This window comes from Streptomyces sp. NPDC023157 (genome assembly GCF_055560575.1).
Genome location: NZ_JBVHIL010000003.1, coordinates 302,923 through 319,165 on the forward strand (window position 1 = coordinate 302,923; position 16,243 = coordinate 319,165).

Consider the following 16,243-nt stretch of genomic DNA (forward strand, 5'->3'; position numbering starts at 1 on the left):
ACGCGACCCGCAGCGCCACGCTCCGTGACGCCGGGGCGTCCGGGACGTCCCCCGCGTGCGCGGGCGGCGCCGAGGGCGGAAGGTCGAGAGGAGGGGAAGACCGTGGCGGGGGAGGTCGGAGGGTCGAGGTCATGAACCCGAGCGATCGCCTGCGTGTCGTCGTCACCGGCGCCACGGGGAACGTCGGCACGAGTCTGGTCCGCGCCCTGGAGCGCGAACCGCGGGTGGCCTCCGTGCTCGGTCTGGCCCGGCGCCGGCCGGCCCTGACCGTGGCGAGGACGGAGTGGGCGGAGGTCGACCTGTCGCAGGAGGATGCCGGGCCCCGGCTGGCCCCGTACCTGGAGGACGCGGACGCGGTCGTCCACCTGGCCTGGCGCTTCCAGCCGACGCACGATCCGGTGGTGACCTGGCGGACCAATGTCCTGGGCGCGGTACGGGTCTTCGACGCGGTCGCCGCCGCCCATGTCCCGGTCCTGGTGCACGCCTCGTCGGTCGGCGCCTACTCCCCGGGGCCCGAGGGTGGTCCGCCGGTCTCGGAGGCCTGGCCGACGCACGGCTGGCCGGGGGCCGCGTACACCCGGGAGAAGGCGTATCTGGAGCGGGTCCTGGACACCTTCGAGCGCGACCACCCGCAGACGCGGGTGGTCCGGATGCGGCCCGCCTTCCTGTTCAAGGAGGAGTCGGCGAGCGAGCAGCGGCGGATCTTCGCGGGGCGCTTCTTCCCGGGCCGTCTGTTCCGGCCGGACCTGTTGCCGCTCGTACCGGAACTCTCCGGCCTGCGCTTCCAGACGCTGCACACCGACGACGCGGCCGACGCGTACCGGCGGGCGCTGCTGCGGGACGTGCGGGGCGCGTTCAACCTGGCGGCGGATCCGGTGATCGACGCCCCGACGCTCGCCGGGCTGCTCGACGCCCGCCCGGTGAAGGTGCCGAACGCCGCAGTGCGGGGCGCGCTGGCGACGGCCTGGCGGCTGCGCGTCGTCCCGTCGTCCCCCGGGCTCTTCGACGCGGTGCTGCGCCTGCCGCTGCTGGCCACGGACCGGGCGCGGCGGGAGTTGGAGTGGGTGCCCTCCAGGACCTCGGTCGAGGCCCTGGAGGCGTTCCTGCGCGGGGTCCGTACGGGCGCGGGCGACGCCACGGGGCCGCTCGCCGGCCGGCGTACCGGCTGATCCGCCGTACCCCGGGGCCCGTCAGCCCCAGTCGACGATCCGCATCGCGGCACCGGCCGCCTCCCGGCCCCGGCAGTGGGCGCGGTGGTGGGCGAGGACGCCGTCGATGTCGAGGTGGCGGCCGAACGCGGGCAGCGCGGCGAGCCGTTGGGCGTAGGCCCAGAGCGCGGGGTGGCCGGCGACGCGGTCCATGGCGGCGGCGTCGAGGTGCCAGCGGTGGACGGTGTCGAGCTGGACGAGGGTGACCCAGACGGTGACGTCGGCGGCGGTGGGCGCGTCACCGAGGACGTACGGGTGGCGGGCGAGCCGCCGTTCGAGGGAGCCGAGGGCGGCGAAGAGCACGGTGAGCGGGTCGTGGTGGGCGGCCTGGTCGTCGAGGCCGAGTTCGCCCGCGCGCTGGGCGGCGGCGTGGACGCTGCGCGCGCACAGGTCGGCGACGGCCCGGATCTCGTCCTGGTGCGCCTCGGGGAGGAGTTCGGGTCCGTCGCCGCGGAAGCGCAGCGCGAGGTCGCGCAGGATGTCCGGCACGTGCGTGGAGACGATGCGGCCGGTCCAGGCGTCGCTGAGGACGGGGGCGGCGGCGGGTCCCGCGTACTGGTGGGCGCTGGCCTCGTACAGCGGGCGCAGGACGGCGTAGCCGCCGTCGGGCGTGTCGGGGACGGCGGGCAGGACGGTCAGCGGCAGCGTCTCGTCGAGGCCCAGGAGGCTGTGGGTCACGGCGATGCCCAGACAGCTGGGGTCGGCGGGCGCCAGATGGAGCCGGTAGCGGTGCGGCACGGCGTAGTGGCCGCTGCGCACGTCGCGGCCGATCCGGCCGCGGAAGGCCGGGGTGAGGGTGGCGGGGACGATCGACGGCACGACGGAGGGGAGGGCGGCGGTGACGGCGGGGACGGCGGACGGGGCGGTCGACGGAATGACGGACATGCTTCTCCCTGGGGTGCTCGGTGCTGGGTCGCGGTGGCGCACGACGGCGTCGGCGCGCGCCCGGAGGCAGCAGAGGTACGGGAAGGAGGAATCGCGCGGAGAGGTGGAGGGGCGGCGGGCCGGAGGGGCGGGACGTGGCCGGGAACGGCCGGTGCGGGGCACGGCGCCACCGGTCACCGGTGATCCGCTGGTGCTCCGCTGGCGATCCGCCGGTATTCGGGTGATCCGCTGGTGATCCGCCGGACGGGCGCTACGCCGCGCTGCAGACCCGCAGCAGGTCGATGTGCCGGCGGGAGGTCAGCGGCAGGGAGCGGGGCAGGCGGGGGACGTGTGCCGTCTCCGCCGCGTCCGTGGCTCCCATGATTCCCTACCTGTTCGCTCGGTTTCCCGTCCATGAGTGTGGGATCGTCCGCGTCCCCCGTCAAGACTGCGGAATAATGCTCCTATGCGCATTTCAGCCAGGGCCGACTACGCGGTGCGGGCCGCCCTCCAGCTCGCCGCGGCCCAGGACGCCGGACCGTTGAAGGCCGAGGCCATCGCCGACTGCCAGGGGATCTCGCACAAGTTCCTGGAGGGCATCCTCGGCGACATGCGCAAGGGCGGCCTGGTGCAGAGCCAGCGGGGTGGCAACGGCGGCTACTGGCTGGCGAAGCCGGCCGCGGAGATCTCTGTCGCGGACGTGATCCGGTGCGTGGAGGGGCCGCTGGTCTCGGTGCGGGGGGTGCGCCCGCCCGAGCTGTCGTACACCGGCCCCGCCGAGTCGCTGCTGACCCTGTGGGTGGCGCTGCGGGCGAACGTGCGCCATGTGCTGGACGGGGTCTCGCTGGCGGAGCTGGCCTCGGCGAAGCTGCCGCCCGAGGTCGTGGCGCTCGCCGAGGACCCGGACGCCTGGACCAATCCGTAACCGTCCGGCCACCGCCGACGCCGCTGGTCGGCAGCGACTCGTTCCAGCTTTCGAGACGCCATTGTCCGTGATGCGGACGCCTCTTGGGGCGCGGGCCGACCCTCTGCCAGTATCCCTACTATTCCAGTGGGGATACTAGGGATCATGTGAGGTGACGTGAGAACGCCGAAGAAGTCAGCGATACGCCCCACCTCCGCGCCGGCCTACCGCCCGGCCGACGACGAGATCTGGCCCCGCGTCACCAGAGAACTCGCCGACGACCTCGCCGTCGACGCCCTGACCAGGGACCGCGCGGGCAAGGCACCCTTCGACGAGGTGGCCCGGCTCCAGGAGGCGGGACTGCCCGCCCTGCTCACCGCGCCGGGGCCCAGCGGCCGCGGCGCCGACTGGCGCACGGCGTGCGGGGTGATCCGGGAGATCGCCGCCGCCGACGGTTCGATAGGCGAACTCCTCGCCCACCACTGCGTCCTGTCCTGGACCTCGCGGTTCCTCGGCCCCGCCGCGGGACCGTTCGACCTCGACACCCGGACCGCCGAGGAGCACTGGCTGCTCGCCGGGGCGGTCGAACCGCCGCGCGTGGACTCCTCGCCGGCCGGACTGACCCTGACCCCGGCCGGCGGCGGCGCCTACGTCCTCGACGGGCGGCGCGCCTTCGCCTCCGGCGTCACCGTCGCCGACCGGTTCGTCGTCGGCGCCCGCTGTACGGAGACGGGGGACCTGCTCGTCGTCCTGGTCGACCCGGCCCATCCGGCCGTGTTCACCGACGCGGGCGCCGAGCGGGTCGGCCAGCGCCTCGCGGGCGCCGGGACGGTCACCTTCGACCAGGTGCCCGTCGGGGCGGAGCAGGTGCTCGGCGCGCTCCCCCAGGACGAGCACGCCGTCGCCCCGTACTCGACCCTGGCACCGCTCGCGCTGCGGCTGCTCCTGGTCCAGGTCGGGCTCGGCATCGCCGAGGGCGCGCTCGCCGAGGCCCGGGACATCAGCCGGGCCACCCAGGCGGCGGCACCGCCCGCCGAAGGGGCACGGGGCCGGGCCGCGTTCGCGGCGGACTTCGCGGACGGCTTCGCGGCGGACTTCGCCGCCACCGGCACGAGCGGCCGCCCGGGACGCTCCGGACTCCCGGGCCACTCCGGGCTCCCGGGACTCTCCGGGCCCGGCTTCCCGTCCCCGGGACTCGTCGGCTTCTCCGGCGGCGGACCGGGGGACGATCCGTACCTCCTCCTCGCCTACGGGGAGCTGGCGACGGCCGCGCACGCCGCCGCCGCGGTGGTCGAGCGGGCCACGGACGCCCTCGCCCACGGTCTCGTCGAGGAACGGGGGCTCGACGTCGAGGATCTCGCGGACATCGCCGTCCTGGTCGCCGCGGCCGAGACCGTCACCAACCGGGCCGCCGTGGACATCACCACCCGCATCCTCGAACTGGTCGACCCGGCGACCGCGGCCCGCCCGCACGCCGGCGGCCAGGGCTTCGACCGCTTCTGGCGCAACGTCCGGGCCCTCACCGCCCCGGTCTCCCCCGACCACCGGCTGCGCGACATCGGCGACCACTACCTCAACGGCACCCACGCCCGCCTCACCCTGCTGGCGTAGCCCGTACGGGCGAAATGACGGGCACCCCCGCCCGAAAGGGGCCGGACGGCACGCAGGTACGGGACCTCCGGCCCTCTCGGCGGACGGCCGATGGGCCCAAGCTGGAGACAGCGGGCCGGCCGCCCCCGGCGGCCCCGACACCGAGCCGACGGAGGCAGCCTGATGAGTCGTGAGATCGTCGCGGGAGTGGACGGTTCCCCCGAGAGCCTGGCCGCGGCGGACTGGGCCGCGCGCGAGGCGCTGCTCCGGGGGCTCCCGTTGCGCCTGGTGCACGCCTGGCGCTGGGAACCGCTCGACCTGCCCCTCCTCCAGGACCCGACGACCCAGCAACAGGCCGCCCAGGCCGTGCTCCGCGAGGCCGAGGCCGCGGTCACCGCACACCACCCGGACCTCCCGACGACCGCCCAGGTCATCGGCGACACGCCGGTCGCCGCGCTGCTCGACACCTCCCGCGAGGCCGAGCTGCTCGTCCTCGGCTCGCGCGGGCACGGTGCCGTCGCCGGATACCTCCTCGGCTCTTACGGGCAGCAGATCATCGCCGCCGCCCGGTGCCCGGTCGTCGCGGTCCGCTCCCGTGACGGCGCCGCGGCCGAGCCGCCCGCCGGGGAGATCCTGGTCGGCCAGCAGGGCAGCCCGGAGGACAGCGCGCCCGTGCTGCGGTTCGCCTTCGAGGCGGCCGCGGCCCGCGGGGCGGCCGTCAGGGCGGTACGGGCCTGGAGCCTGCCGCCGCTGTTCGCGTACAGCCCGGGGTCGCTGCGGCTCGCCGACGAGGCCGGCGGGCTCGTCCCGTACGAGGAGAAGGCGCTGCGCGAGGCGCTCGCCCCGTGGCGGGAGCGGTACCCCGACGTCCCGGTGACCGAGCACGTGGAGCTGGGGAGCGCCGGGCAGGTGCTGCTGTCGGGTTCGGGCTCCGCGCAGCTGCTCGTGGTGGGGCGGCGGGTCCGGCGCGGCGCGCTCGGCACGCGGATCGGGTCGGTGGCCCACGCGGCCCTGCACCTCGCCCCGTGCCCGGTCGCAGTGGTCCCTCACGAGGTTGACCCACAGGATTGACGGGGAGTGTCGCGCTGTCCGGGGCCGGAAAGTGTTATCGCCGTCGCCCCGGTGGCTCTCCCCAGTGCCGGACGGTCCGGCGGCCTCGAACAGAGAGCGGAGCCCATGCAGCACGACGCGTACGACGCCGGCGTCCCGAACGAGCGCCCCGGACCGCCGCCCGAGGTCGCGGCCGGCCGGCACCGCAACGGGTCGGGCGGCCGCCGGCGGGCCCGCCGCGGAGCCGCGTCCTTCCGTGCCGTGGTGACGGCGGCGGGGGCGGTCGCCGCCGCGCTCACCGTCACGACCGGGGTGTACGTGGCGACGCTCGGCACTCCCGCCGACGCCGGGACCCGCCTGTACGCGGCCGGAAGCGCGGCCCCGCTGCCCGTGGCACCCGCGCCGAGCGAGGAGACCCAGCGGAGGGCGAGGGCGGTGCCCGCGGCGGCCGGGACCGCCGCCCAGTACGTCGACCAGATCCTCGGCCTCGCCAACGCCGAGCGCCGGAAGGCCGGCTGCGAACCGCTCCGGTCCGACGGCAAGCTGCGGACGGCGGCGCAGAGGCACGCCGACGACATGTCCGACCGCGACTACTACGCCCATGACACCCCGGAGGGACGCGGCCCGGGTGACCGGATCACCGCGGCGGGGTACGACTGGTCGACCTGGGGCGAGAACATCTTCCGTGGCCCGCACACGCCCGCCGAGGCGGTCGACGGCTGGATGAACAGCGAGGGGCACCGCAAGAACATCCTCAACTGCGCGTTCAGGGAGATGGGCGTGGGAGTGAACCTCACGTCCAACGGCCCTTGGTGGGTCCAGGACTTCGCCTCCCCGTGAGTGCCGCCGCCGCGCGCCTCAGCCGAGGGGCGCGGCCAGCTCCTGCACCCAGACCGTGCCGTCGGGACCGGGGACCGCGGCGACTCCGGTGTCCCGGTAGGCGCAGTCGAGGAGGTTGCGGCGGTGCGGGGGGTCGGCCATCCAGTCGGCCACGACGGACGCCGGGTCGGCCTGCCCCTGGGCCAGGTTCTCGGCCCAGGCGCTCCAGGAGTAGCCGACGCCGTCGAACCGGGTCCCGGCGTCCGTGCCCTCGGGGGTCGTGTGCCCGTAGTAGCCCCGGGCCACCATGTCCCGCCCGTACGCCTTGGCCGCCGCGGACAGCTTCGGATCCCGCCTGAGAGGGGCACACCCCGCCTCGGCCCGATGCCCGTTCACCAGCGCGTTCACCCGCTCCTCCACACTCGGACGCGGCCCCCGGCTCCGGCTCGGCGTCGGTGACGGGCGCGGCGAGGGAGGCGGGGTCGCGGTGTGCGTGACGGTCGGCGTCGCCGGGGCGGGCGGCGCGGGCGCGGGCTTCCGCAGCTCCGTGACGTGCTCCGGGTCACCGGGTACGAGCAGGAACACGGCACCGAGAATCGCGAGGGCCGCTACGGCGGCGGGCCAGAGGGAGCGGCGGCTCCGGATACTGGATCCCCTATCCGGGATATTGGATCCAGTGTCCGGCCCCTCCCCGGCCCACCCCACCGTCTCCATCCCCCCGGCCCCGGCGCCGCCCCCACCCCGCCCCGCCCACACCAGCAGCGGCGGTACGAGGCCGAAGCCCACGAGGAGCCCCTCGGCCGGGGCGAGGCCCGTGCGGGTGGGGGCGCAGTGGGGGCAGGTGTCGAGGTGGCGGGCGAGGCGTTTGCGCCAGAGCGGGGAGGGGTGGCCGTCCCAGCCGGCGGTGGTCTCGGCGAGCTGCGGGCAGGGCGGAACGGCGGCGAGGGCGCGGACGACGGTGCGGCCGGTCTCCAGGCGTTCCTTCATGCGCTGGACGCGGACGGCGGCGTGCCGGGGCGGCACGTCGAGGGCGGCGGCGAGTTCGGCGCGGGTGAGTTCGCCCGCGGCCTCCAGCCACCACAGGGAGAGGAGCTCCCGGTCCTCTTCGTCGAGCCAGCGGGTCGCCTCGGCGACCTCGCGGCGCTGGCCGGTGAGGCCGAGGCGGAGGATGGTGAGCTCGGTGAAGTCGCCGGCCGGGTCGGCGAGGGTGGCGGCGCCGTCCAGGCCGGGCAGCGGCGCCTGCTGGCGTTCCCGCCAGCGGTGCCGTATCCGGTTCATGGCGATGGCGACGAGCCAGGAGCGGAACCGGGCCGGGTCACGCAGGCCCGGCAGGCCGTCCAGGGCGCGGACCATCGTGTCCTGGACGAGGTCGTCGACGTCGGCGTGGCCGTCGAGGGCCCGGCCGACGATGTTGTAGACGAGCGGCAGGTAGGCGCGTACGAGAGCGTCTCCGGCGCGCGCGTCACCGGCCCGCGCCGCCTCGACCAGCTCGGCGGTGCGGTGCTCGGCGCTGTCCATGTGCTGTGCTCCCTCGTCCCCGGTGACGGCGTCCGCCCGGTGCGGGCCGTCGTCGGGAGACCGCGGGGAGCGGCCGGGACAACACTTTTCCCGGCGGCACGTGTCCTGACGCCCCCGAAGGGGCCGCTATCCCGACAGGTGTGGCAGGGTCGGCACCGTCGCCCCGCCCCCTTCCCGTACGGCCGCGACGACGGCGTCGTGCAGGTCGCGGCTCTCCTCCTCCGATCCGCAGGGAACCGGACTGCCCGACATGGTGAACCAGTCGGAGGCGCCGCTGTACTGCACGGCCACACGTGCTTCCCGGTCGGCGAAGGTGGTGTGCACGGTCAGATCGCCCGTGACGACACCGCCCTCGACGGTCAGGACCCCGCCACGCCCGGTGTAGACACCGGCGGTCGTCCATGATGCCCAGCTCATCCATCCAGACTCACACCCGGACGGCGGATGCGCCACCGACGCGACCGCCCCGGCCGGACGGATGTCCGGCCGGGGCGGTGCCGGCCCCGTGGGGCGGCCTCGCGGATCAGGCGAGGGTCGCGACGGCCTCGTTGAAGGTCGCGGACGGGCGCATCACGGCCTCGGCCTTGGCCGGGTCGGGCTGGTAGTAGCCGCCGATCTCGGCCGGGGAGCCCTGGACGGCGATCAGCTCGTCGACGATCTTCTGCTCGTTGGCGGAGAGCGTCTCGGCCAGCGGGGCGAAGGCCTTGGCGAGCTCGGCGTCCTCGGTCTGGCGGGCCAGCTCCTGGGCCCAGTACAGGGCCAGGTAGAAGTGGCTGCCGCGGTTGTCGATACCGCCGAGGCGACGGGTCGGCGACTTGTCCTCGTTGAGGAAGGTGCCGGTGGCGCGGTCGAGGGTGTCGGCGAGGACCTGGGCGCGGGCGTTGTCCGTGGTGGTGGACAGGTGCTCGAAGGACGCGGCCAGGGCGAAGAACTCGCCGAGGCTGTCCCAGCGCAGGTAGTTCTCCTTGACGAGCTGCTGGACGTGCTTCGGCGCGGAGCCGCCGGCGCCCGTCTCGAACAGGCCGCCGCCCGCCATCAGCGGGACGACGGACAGCATCTTCGCGCTGGTGCCGAGCTCCAGGATCGGGAAGAGGTCGGTCAGGTAGTCGCGCAGGACGTTGCCGGTGACCGAGATGGTGTTCTCGCCGCGACGGATGCGCTCCAGGGAGAACGCGGTGGCCTCGACCGGGGACAGGACCTTGATCTCCAGGCCCTCGGTGTCGTGCTGCGGCAGGTAGGTGTTGATCTTCTCGATCAGCTGCGCGTCGTGGGCGCGCTCGGCGTCCAGCCAGAAGACGGCCGGGTCGCCGGTGGCGCGGGCGCGGGTGACGGCCAGCTTGATCCAGTCCTGGATCGGCAGGTCCTTGGTCTGGCAGGCGCGGAAGATGTCGCCCTCGGCGACCTCCTGCTCCAGCACGGTGGCGCCGGAGGCGTCGACGAGGCGGACGGTGCCGGCCGCGGCGATCTCGAAGGTCTTGTCGTGGGAGCCGTACTCCTCGGCCTTCTGCGCCATGAGGCCGACGTTCGGGACGGAGCCCATGGTCGACGGGTCGAAGGCGCCGTGGGCGCGGCAGTCCTCGATCACGGCCTGGTAGACGCCGGAGTAGGAGCTGTCCGGGAGGACGGCGAGGGTGTCGGCCTCCTTGCCGTCCGGGCCCCACATGTGGCCGGAGGTGCGGATCATGGCCGGCATCGAGGCGTCGACGATGACGTCGGACGGCACGTGCAGGTTGGTGATGCCCTTGTCGGAGTCGACCATGGCGAGGGCGGGGCCCTCGGCCAGCTCGGCGTCGAAGGAGGCCTTGATCTCCTCGCCGAGGCCGTGCGGAATGGACTCCAGGCCCTTGAGCACGGTGCCGAGGCCGTCGTTGGCGGACAGGCCGGCGGCGGCGAGGACCTCGCCGTACTTGGCGAAGGTCTGCGGGAAGAAGGCGCGCACGACGTGGCCGAAGACGATCGGGTCGGAGACCTTCATCATCGTGGCCTTGAGGTGCACGGAGAAGAGCACGCCCTCGGCCTTGGCGCGGGCGATCTGCTCGGAGAGGAAGGTGCGCAGGGCCTCGACGCGCATGACGGAGGCGTCGACGACCTCGCCGGCGAGGACCGGGACGGACTCGCGGAGCACGGTGACGGTGCCGTCGGCGGCGACGTGCTCGATGCGCAGGGCACCGGCCTCGGCGATGACCGTGGACTTCTCGGTGGAGCGGAAGTCGTTCTCGCCCATGGTCGCCACGTTGGTCTTGGACTCGGGGGTCCAGGCGCCCATGCGGTGCGGGTGGGTCTTGGCGTAGTTCTTGACCGAGCCGGGCGCGCGGCGGTCGGAGTTGCCCTCGCGCAGGACCGGGTTGACGGCGCTGCCCTTGATCTTGTCGTAGCGCGCGCGGACGTCCTTGTCCTGGTCGCTCTGCGGGTCGTCCGGGTAGTCCGGGAGGGCGTAGCCCTGCGCCTGGAGCTCGGCGACCGCGGCCTTGAGCTGCGGGATCGAGGCCGAGACGTTCGGCAGCTTGATGATGTTCGCCTCGGGCGTCTTGGCGAGCTCACCGAGCTCGGCGAGGGCGTCCTCGATGCGCTGGCCCTCTTCGAGCCACTCGGGGAAGCTGGCGATGATGCGCCCGGCCAGGGAGATGTCACGCGTCTCGACGTTGATCCCGGCCGTGGAGGCGTAGGCCTTGATCACGGGCAGGAACGAGTACGTCGCCAGGGCGGGCGCCTCGTCAGTGTGCGTGTAGATGATGGTCGAGTCAGTCACCGGGTGTGCTCCGCTCCACGTCTGCGTCTGCGAGATTGCTCGACATCAAGATATCTCGTGATCGGGCTCCTCGGGAAAGGGGTCCTCGGGAACCGGACTCGCGAGCCGGTACGGGGCGGGGCCGGGGTCGAGGTCGACGCGTCGCGCCAGGCCGAGCAGGACGGCGGCGACGGCCGCTCCGGTGCCCGCCGCGAGGGCCTGGCCGCAGCGGTGGGCGATGCGGGGCAGCTCGGCGGGGACGGGCCCGGCGCCCGGCAGGCAGCCGGGCAGCAGATACGCCCCGACGGCGAGCCCGGCGACGGCGACCAGGACGAGCGGGACGGACACGAGGAGCCGCTGCGGGGGCAGCCGGCGCCGGGTGGCGGGGCCGATCCTGCCCCTGCGGGCGAGGAGGGCGACGACCGCGGCGAACGCGGCGAGCACCAGCAGGTCGGCGGCGATCACGTCGCCGGGGCGCTGCCTGCCGGAGGCGATGCCGTACGCGCCGAGGGCGACGGCCCACAGGGCGGCGAGGCCCACGACGCCGGTCCGCAGCCGGTGCGGGACGACGAGGACGAGGCCGAGGGCGGTGCCGGCGGCGATCACGGAGGTGCCGCTGGGGAAGCCGCTCCGTACGGCGGCGCCCGACGCGTCGACGAGGTGCGGCCCCGGCGCGTACCGCTGGAGGAGTGCGGCGGCGAGGAGGGTGGCGGCCACGGTACCGAGGGCCGTGGCGGTGAGCGCGTACCGCTTGCGCAGGGCGCCGACGGCGGCGAGCAGCACGACGGCGAGGACCAGGGAGAGGGTGCCGAGGCCGCGCAGCGAGGGGTGCTCGCGGAGGAACTGGGCGACGGCGGGGTCGGCGAGCCGCCCGGCGAGCGCGGCGTCCCCCCAGCGTCTGCCGGTCGCGGTGAGGACGAGTCCGGCGTAGGCGACGGTGAGCAGGAGGACGGCGGCGAGGCAGGCGCGCCGCATGCGTATGCGGATGCGGGCGCTGAACGATCCGGCGGCCTCGGCGGCGACGGCGGCGTACCACCAGGTGTCACCGGCCGTCGCGACGCTCCGCGGGGAGCCGCCGGTACGGGGCCTGTCGAAGGGTGCCATGCCTCGATTCGACCCCGGCACGGGCGGGTCCGCCCGCTGGAGGCACCCGAACGACACGCGTCAGGGCGTGCGCCTCGACATCTGGGCGACGCCCGACACGAGCAGCCCGGCGATCAGGAGGCCCATGCCGACGCCGGAGCCGATCGAGCGTTCCGCCCCCGTGCCTCACCGTCCGATGTCGGCGCGATCATGCCACGGGGGTGCGGTGCGCGGGGGCGCGTGCGCCGTTGCGGGTGCGGCGCCTGGTCCCGTCGAGGGTGAAGGCGGTGTTGACGAGGGCGACATGGCTGAGTGCCTGGGGGGTGTTGCCGAGTTGGCGGCCGGTGGCGGGGTCCCACTCCTCGGAGAGGAGGCCCACGTCGTTGCGGACGTCCAGGGCCCGTTCGAAGACCGTACGGGCCTCGGCCGGGCGGCCGGTCAGGGCGAGGGCGTCGGCGTACCAGAACGTGCAGGCCAGGAAGGCCCCTTCGGCGCCGTTGAGGCCGTCGACGTCGTGGACGTGCCCGTTCCCGGTGTCGGCGTAGCGGCGCAGGAAGCCGCGGTCGTCGAGGCGGCCCATGGCCCGTACGGTGCCGAGGACGCGCGGGTCGTCGGGGGGCAGGAAGCCGAGCCGCGGGATCAGCAGGGCGGTGGCGTCGAGCCGGCCCGCGCCGTAGTACTGCACGAAGGACTGCTGGGAGTCGCTCCAGCCCTCCGCGCAGACCTCCGTGCGCAGTTCGGCGCGCAGGGCCTGCCAGCGGTGCACGGAGCCGCGCAGGCCGGCGACCCGGGCGAGGCGCACCGCGCGGTCGGCGGCGACCCAGGCCATCACCTTGGAGTGGACGAAGTGCCGCCGGGGGCCCCGGACTTCCCAGATGCCCTCGTCGGGTTCCCGCCAGCGTTCGCCGAGGTACTCCAGGAGCGCCGCCACCAGGCTCCACACGTGCGCGTCGAGGGTGACCCCGGCCCGTACGGCGGAGTAGACGGTGTTCAGGACCTCGCCGTAGATGTCGAGCTGGAACTGGTCGACGGCCGCGTTGCCGAATCTGACGGGCCGTGAGTTCTCGTAGCCGGGCAGCCAGTCGGCCTGCGACTCGGGCAGCCGCCGCTGTCCCCCGACGCCGTACAGCGGCTGGAGGTCGGCCGGGTCGCCGGCGACGGCGCGGACCAGCCAGTCCTTCCAGGCGAGGGCCTCCCTGCGGTAGCCGCTGCGCAGCAGGCAGGAGAGGGTGAAGGTGGAGTCGCGCAGCCAGCAGAAGCGGTAGTCCCAGTTACGCAGGCCGCCGATACACTCCGGCAGGGAGGCGGTGGCGGCGGCGATGACACCGCCGGTCGGCTCGTACGTGAGCGCCTTCAGGGTGACCAGGGAACGGATCACCGCGTCGCGGGCGGGCCCCTCGTACCGGAGTCCCGCGGCCCACTCGTCCCAGAAGGCGAGGGTGCGGTCCAGGGCCAGGGCCACGTCGGGGGCGGCGGGCGCCGGGCTGTGCGAGGGGTGCCAGCCGAGGACGAAGGTGACGCGCTGTCCGGCGGTGACGGGGAACGCGAAGGAGGCCCGGTCGGCGGTGACGACGGGGTCGCCCGCGCCGGGGCCGCAGTGCAGCCGGGTCGCGTCGGGCCCGGCGACCGAGGCGAGGGTGCGCCGGTCCACGGCACGGGTCCACGGAGCCACGCTGCCGTGGTTGAAACGGACCCCCAACTCGCCCCGCATGTCGACCCGTCCGGCGATCCCGTCGACCAGCCGGACGATCCGCGGCGTGTGCTGACGCGGCGGCATGAAGTCGGTGATCCGGACGGTTCCGGTGACGGACTCCCAGACCGTCTCCAGGACGAGGGTGTCACCGCGGTAACTCCGGCGGCTGCACGGAAGACCACCCGCCGGTGCGAGGCGCCAGCGGCCGTGCCGCTCGTCCCCGAGGAGGGCGGCGAAACAGGCGGGCGAGTCGAACCGCGGCGCGCACCACCAGTCGACCGATCCGTCCCTGCCGACGAGAGCGGCGGTCTCCAGGTCGCCGATGAGGGCGTAATCCTCGATTCGCCCAGCCATGACCGGATTCTAGTCCCGGGGCAGGCGAACCGCAGGAGCGCACGGTCCGGGAAAGGCGGCGGACATTCCCCGCTTCAGGGTTCCCGCCTTTCATACATTCACGGCCCGACGCATAATGCGCGTCCCTTGAGCGCGTGATCCGCGTTCCTTGACCTGAGGGCCGTACGCGCACGATGCTGAAAGGCAGCCGCGTAACGCGGAGACGCCGAAGGCCGAACCATGAGCAGTGAACCGCACCCCCTGCGCCGCTCGACCGACCGCCTGCCCGCCACCGGCACCCGCACGGTGAGCCTGGTGGTCGCGGTCCGCCCGGACGACCGTGCGACGGACTGGCTGCTCGCCCAGATCCCGCCCGCCGTACGGGAGGTCGTGCTGGTAGGAGGCGTACGGGCGGACCCGGAACCCGCCCCGCGCGGGGTGTCGGTGCGCCGGCTCGGCCCGTGGGACTGGGCGTCCGGCGACGTGCCGCACGCCGGTCTGCTGGCCGCGACCGGCGACCTGGTCGTCCTCATGGGCGCCGACGGCAGCATGTCCCCGCAGGAGATCCCGCATTACCTGCATTACCTGGAGAGCGGGTTCGACTTCGTCAAGGGATCGCGTTTCATCGCGGGCGGCGATTTCGCCGCCTATCCGCTGCACCGGCGGCTCGGCCACAGCGCGCTGCTGCGCGTCGCCCGGCAGTTGTACGGCCAGCACCTGACCGATCTCTGGTACGGATTCTGCGCCTTCCGGCGCGCCTTCGTCGACCTGCTCGCCCTGCGCGAGGACGGTGTGGAGCTCGGCGCCGAACTCGTCGCCCACGCCCTGCACTACGGGCTGCGCGTCGCCGAGGTCCCCAGCCTCGAACTCCCCCGCCGCCACGGCCCGTCGCACCCCCGCACCCTCCGCGACGGCAGCCGCATCCTCGGCACCCTGCTCGCCGAGCGCCCGCACAACGCGCTGCTCCGGCACGCGCCGGCGAAGCGGCACGGCGGAGGCCCAGGTCCGGCGGCCACCGGTTGACGAAGCTCCGGACGGATGCTAAGCGTGGAGGACAGTGCATCGACCGGATGCGCACCTGACCCTCGGCAGGGTCGGTTGTCGGAAGAGGCGCGTCATGACCTCCCTCCCCATCAGCCGAGCGCCGGTGGCACCCGCACCGCATCCTCTGCGGCGGGTGACCGACTGGCCCACTGCCGACGCGCGCCGCCGTTCCCCCCGCGCGCGCACCCGCCCGGCCACGCCGACCGCGCACCCCGCGCGCCGCGCGTCCGACCGCGTCCGTGACGCCGCCCGGCTCTGCCGCCGCCACGCCGACGCCCGCAGGTCCCGCCCGACCCCCCGTCGCCGGCGCTCCCGCGCCGCCCGCACCCGTGCCACGGGTGGCCGGCGACGGTCGGACAGCCCCTCCGGCCCAGCCGCCGACGACGGCGACCCGCACCGCGGCGCCCGCCCCGACCCGGCCCGGCACGCCTGTCCCCCGCACCACGGCCCCCGGGCCCGAAAGCCCGCCCCCGCCGCTTCGGCACCTCCGGCGCGCCGCCGGACCCCGGTCCCCGCGCTCGTCCCCGCCGTGGCCCCCCGCACCCGTACCCCCGCGCGACCCGCGCGCCGCGCCTTCCCCCGAGGAGGCGAGGCGCGATGACCGCCGTCCGCTCGCACCCCCCGCTCCCCCGCTCGCTCACCCGGCCCCCGGTCGAACTCGAACTGATCATCCCCGCCTTCAACGAGCAGCGGCGGCTGCCCTCGACGATCGCCGCGACCCTGCGCTACCTCGCCGGGCGCCCGTGGTCCTCGTCCGTGGTCGTGGTCGACAACAACAGCGTGGACGGCACCCTGGACGCCCTCGACCGCTTCACGGGCCCGCCGAGCGGGCTGCCGACGGCCGGGATGCCGACGGCCGGACTGGCGCCGACCGGGCGCGACGTGGGCTTCCATGTGATCGGCTGCGGCGAGCAGGGCAAGGGCGCGGCCGTGCGGCGCGGCATCGAGACCTCCTCCGCCCGGTTCATCGGCTTCGCCGACGCCGACAACGCCACCCCCATCGACACCCTCGACCGGGTCGTGGAACTGCTGCGCGCGGGCCACGGCGCGGTCATCGCCTCCCGGCACGCCCCCGGCGCCCACCTGGAGGTCGAGCAGGGCGCGCTGCGGCGCGGCGGCGGCGCGCTCTTCCGTACGCTCGCCCACCTCACGCTGCCGGAGATCGCCGACACCCAGTGCGGCTTCAAGTTCTTCCCCGGGCCGCTCGCCCGCGAGATCGTCCGTGACTGCCGCATCGACGGCTTCGCCTTCGACGTCGAACTGCTCGCCCATGTGGTGAAGGCCGGGCAGGACGTCGTGGAGGTGCCGGTGGAGTGGACCGACCAGGACGGCTCGACGTTCTCGGCGCGCCGGGACGGGCTGCGGTCCATGGCCGATCTGCTGCGGATCTCGCTGGCGAGGTGACTGCC

General features: G+C 74.7%; 14 protein-coding genes. 7 read left to right on the top strand and 7 right to left on the bottom strand.

From position 1 onward, the window contains the following. Nucleotides 1–131 precede the first annotated feature (131 nt). Nucleotides 132–1,169: an NAD-dependent epimerase/dehydratase family protein gene (locus ACZ3ZE_RS12585; RefSeq protein ID WP_467258875.1), complete on the top strand. Its 1,038-nt coding sequence runs from the start codon at nucleotides 132–134 to the stop codon at nucleotides 1,167–1,169. A 21-nt stretch (nucleotides 1,170–1,190) separates the two neighbouring features. Here ACZ3ZE_RS12585 and ACZ3ZE_RS12590 read toward each other — a convergent pair whose 3' ends face one another. Both ACZ3ZE_RS12590 and ACZ3ZE_RS12595 read right to left on the bottom strand, forming a co-directional pair. Beyond that, entirely contained in the window at nucleotides 1,191–2,093 is a 903-nt protein-coding gene (locus ACZ3ZE_RS12590) for a glutathione S-transferase C-terminal domain-containing protein (RefSeq protein ID WP_361179179.1), read from the bottom strand. 250 nt (nucleotides 2,094–2,343) lie between these two features. After that, nucleotides 2,344–2,454, bottom strand: coding sequence for a putative leader peptide (locus ACZ3ZE_RS12595; protein WP_442305727.1), 111 nt, complete (start codon nucleotides 2,452–2,454; stop codon nucleotides 2,344–2,346). A gap of 84 nt (nucleotides 2,455–2,538) precedes the next feature. Between ACZ3ZE_RS12595 and ACZ3ZE_RS12600 the strand changes: the two genes are divergently transcribed. The 4 genes from ACZ3ZE_RS12600 to ACZ3ZE_RS12615 all read left to right on the top strand — a co-directional run bounded on the left by ACZ3ZE_RS12600 (nucleotide 2,539) and on the right by ACZ3ZE_RS12615 (nucleotide 6,456). Then, a complete protein-coding gene (locus tag ACZ3ZE_RS12600; RefSeq protein ID WP_361179181.1) occupies nucleotides 2,539–2,997 on the top strand; it encodes an RrF2 family transcriptional regulator in 459 nt (152 codons plus the stop codon). A 156-nt stretch (nucleotides 2,998–3,153) separates the two neighbouring features. Next, on the top strand, nucleotides 3,154–4,587 hold the full coding sequence (locus ACZ3ZE_RS12605; RefSeq protein WP_361626435.1) for an acyl-CoA dehydrogenase family protein: 1,434 nt from the start codon (nucleotides 3,154–3,156) through the stop codon (nucleotides 4,585–4,587). A gap of 162 nt (nucleotides 4,588–4,749) precedes the next feature. Continuing rightward, a complete protein-coding gene (locus tag ACZ3ZE_RS12610) occupies nucleotides 4,750–5,637 on the top strand; it encodes a universal stress protein (protein ID WP_442305726.1) in 888 nt (295 codons plus the stop codon). Nucleotides 5,638–5,742: 105 nt separating this feature from the next. Beyond that, nucleotides 5,743–6,456, top strand: coding sequence for a CAP domain-containing protein (locus ACZ3ZE_RS12615; RefSeq protein ID WP_361179187.1), 714 nt, complete (start codon nucleotides 5,743–5,745; stop codon nucleotides 6,454–6,456). Between the two features lie 18 nt (nucleotides 6,457–6,474). Here ACZ3ZE_RS12615 and ACZ3ZE_RS12620 read toward each other — a convergent pair whose 3' ends face one another. The 5 genes from ACZ3ZE_RS12620 to ACZ3ZE_RS12640 form a co-directional block, all read right to left on the bottom strand. Continuing rightward, the gene (locus ACZ3ZE_RS12620) at nucleotides 6,475–7,953 is read right to left on the bottom strand and encodes a sigma-70 family RNA polymerase sigma factor (protein WP_467258878.1); all 1,479 of its coding nucleotides are present in this window, start codon (nucleotides 7,951–7,953) and stop codon (nucleotides 6,475–6,477) included. A gap of 126 nt (nucleotides 7,954–8,079) precedes the next feature. After that, nucleotides 8,080–8,370 (bottom strand): hypothetical protein, encoded by a 291-nt coding sequence (locus ACZ3ZE_RS12625; RefSeq protein ID WP_361179193.1) that lies wholly within the window; start codon nucleotides 8,368–8,370, stop codon nucleotides 8,080–8,082. Nucleotides 8,371–8,476: 106 nt separating this feature from the next. Further along, entirely contained in the window at nucleotides 8,477–10,702 is a 2,226-nt protein-coding gene (locus ACZ3ZE_RS12630) for an NADP-dependent isocitrate dehydrogenase (RefSeq protein WP_361179195.1), read from the bottom strand. A gap of 45 nt (nucleotides 10,703–10,747) precedes the next feature. Next, nucleotides 10,748–11,785 (bottom strand): phosphatase PAP2 family protein, encoded by a 1,038-nt coding sequence (locus tag ACZ3ZE_RS12635; protein WP_467258881.1) that lies wholly within the window; start codon nucleotides 11,783–11,785, stop codon nucleotides 10,748–10,750. 187 nt (nucleotides 11,786–11,972) lie between these two features. Further along, nucleotides 11,973–13,811: a glycoside hydrolase family 15 protein gene (locus ACZ3ZE_RS12640; protein WP_363292404.1), complete on the bottom strand. Its 1,839-nt coding sequence runs from the start codon at nucleotides 13,809–13,811 to the stop codon at nucleotides 11,973–11,975. A 219-nt stretch (nucleotides 13,812–14,030) separates the two neighbouring features. Here ACZ3ZE_RS12640 and ACZ3ZE_RS12645 point away from each other — a divergent pair, with 219 nt between their 5' ends. Continuing rightward, nucleotides 14,031–14,813: a glycosyltransferase gene (locus tag ACZ3ZE_RS12645; RefSeq protein WP_361179201.1), complete on the top strand. Its 783-nt coding sequence runs from the start codon at nucleotides 14,031–14,033 to the stop codon at nucleotides 14,811–14,813. A gap of 618 nt (nucleotides 14,814–15,431) precedes the next feature. Continuing rightward, nucleotides 15,432–16,238, top strand: a complete 807-nt coding sequence (locus tag ACZ3ZE_RS12650; RefSeq protein ID WP_467258884.1) for a glycosyltransferase — start codon at nucleotides 15,432–15,434, stop codon at nucleotides 16,236–16,238. Nucleotides 16,239–16,243 lie beyond the last annotated feature (5 nt).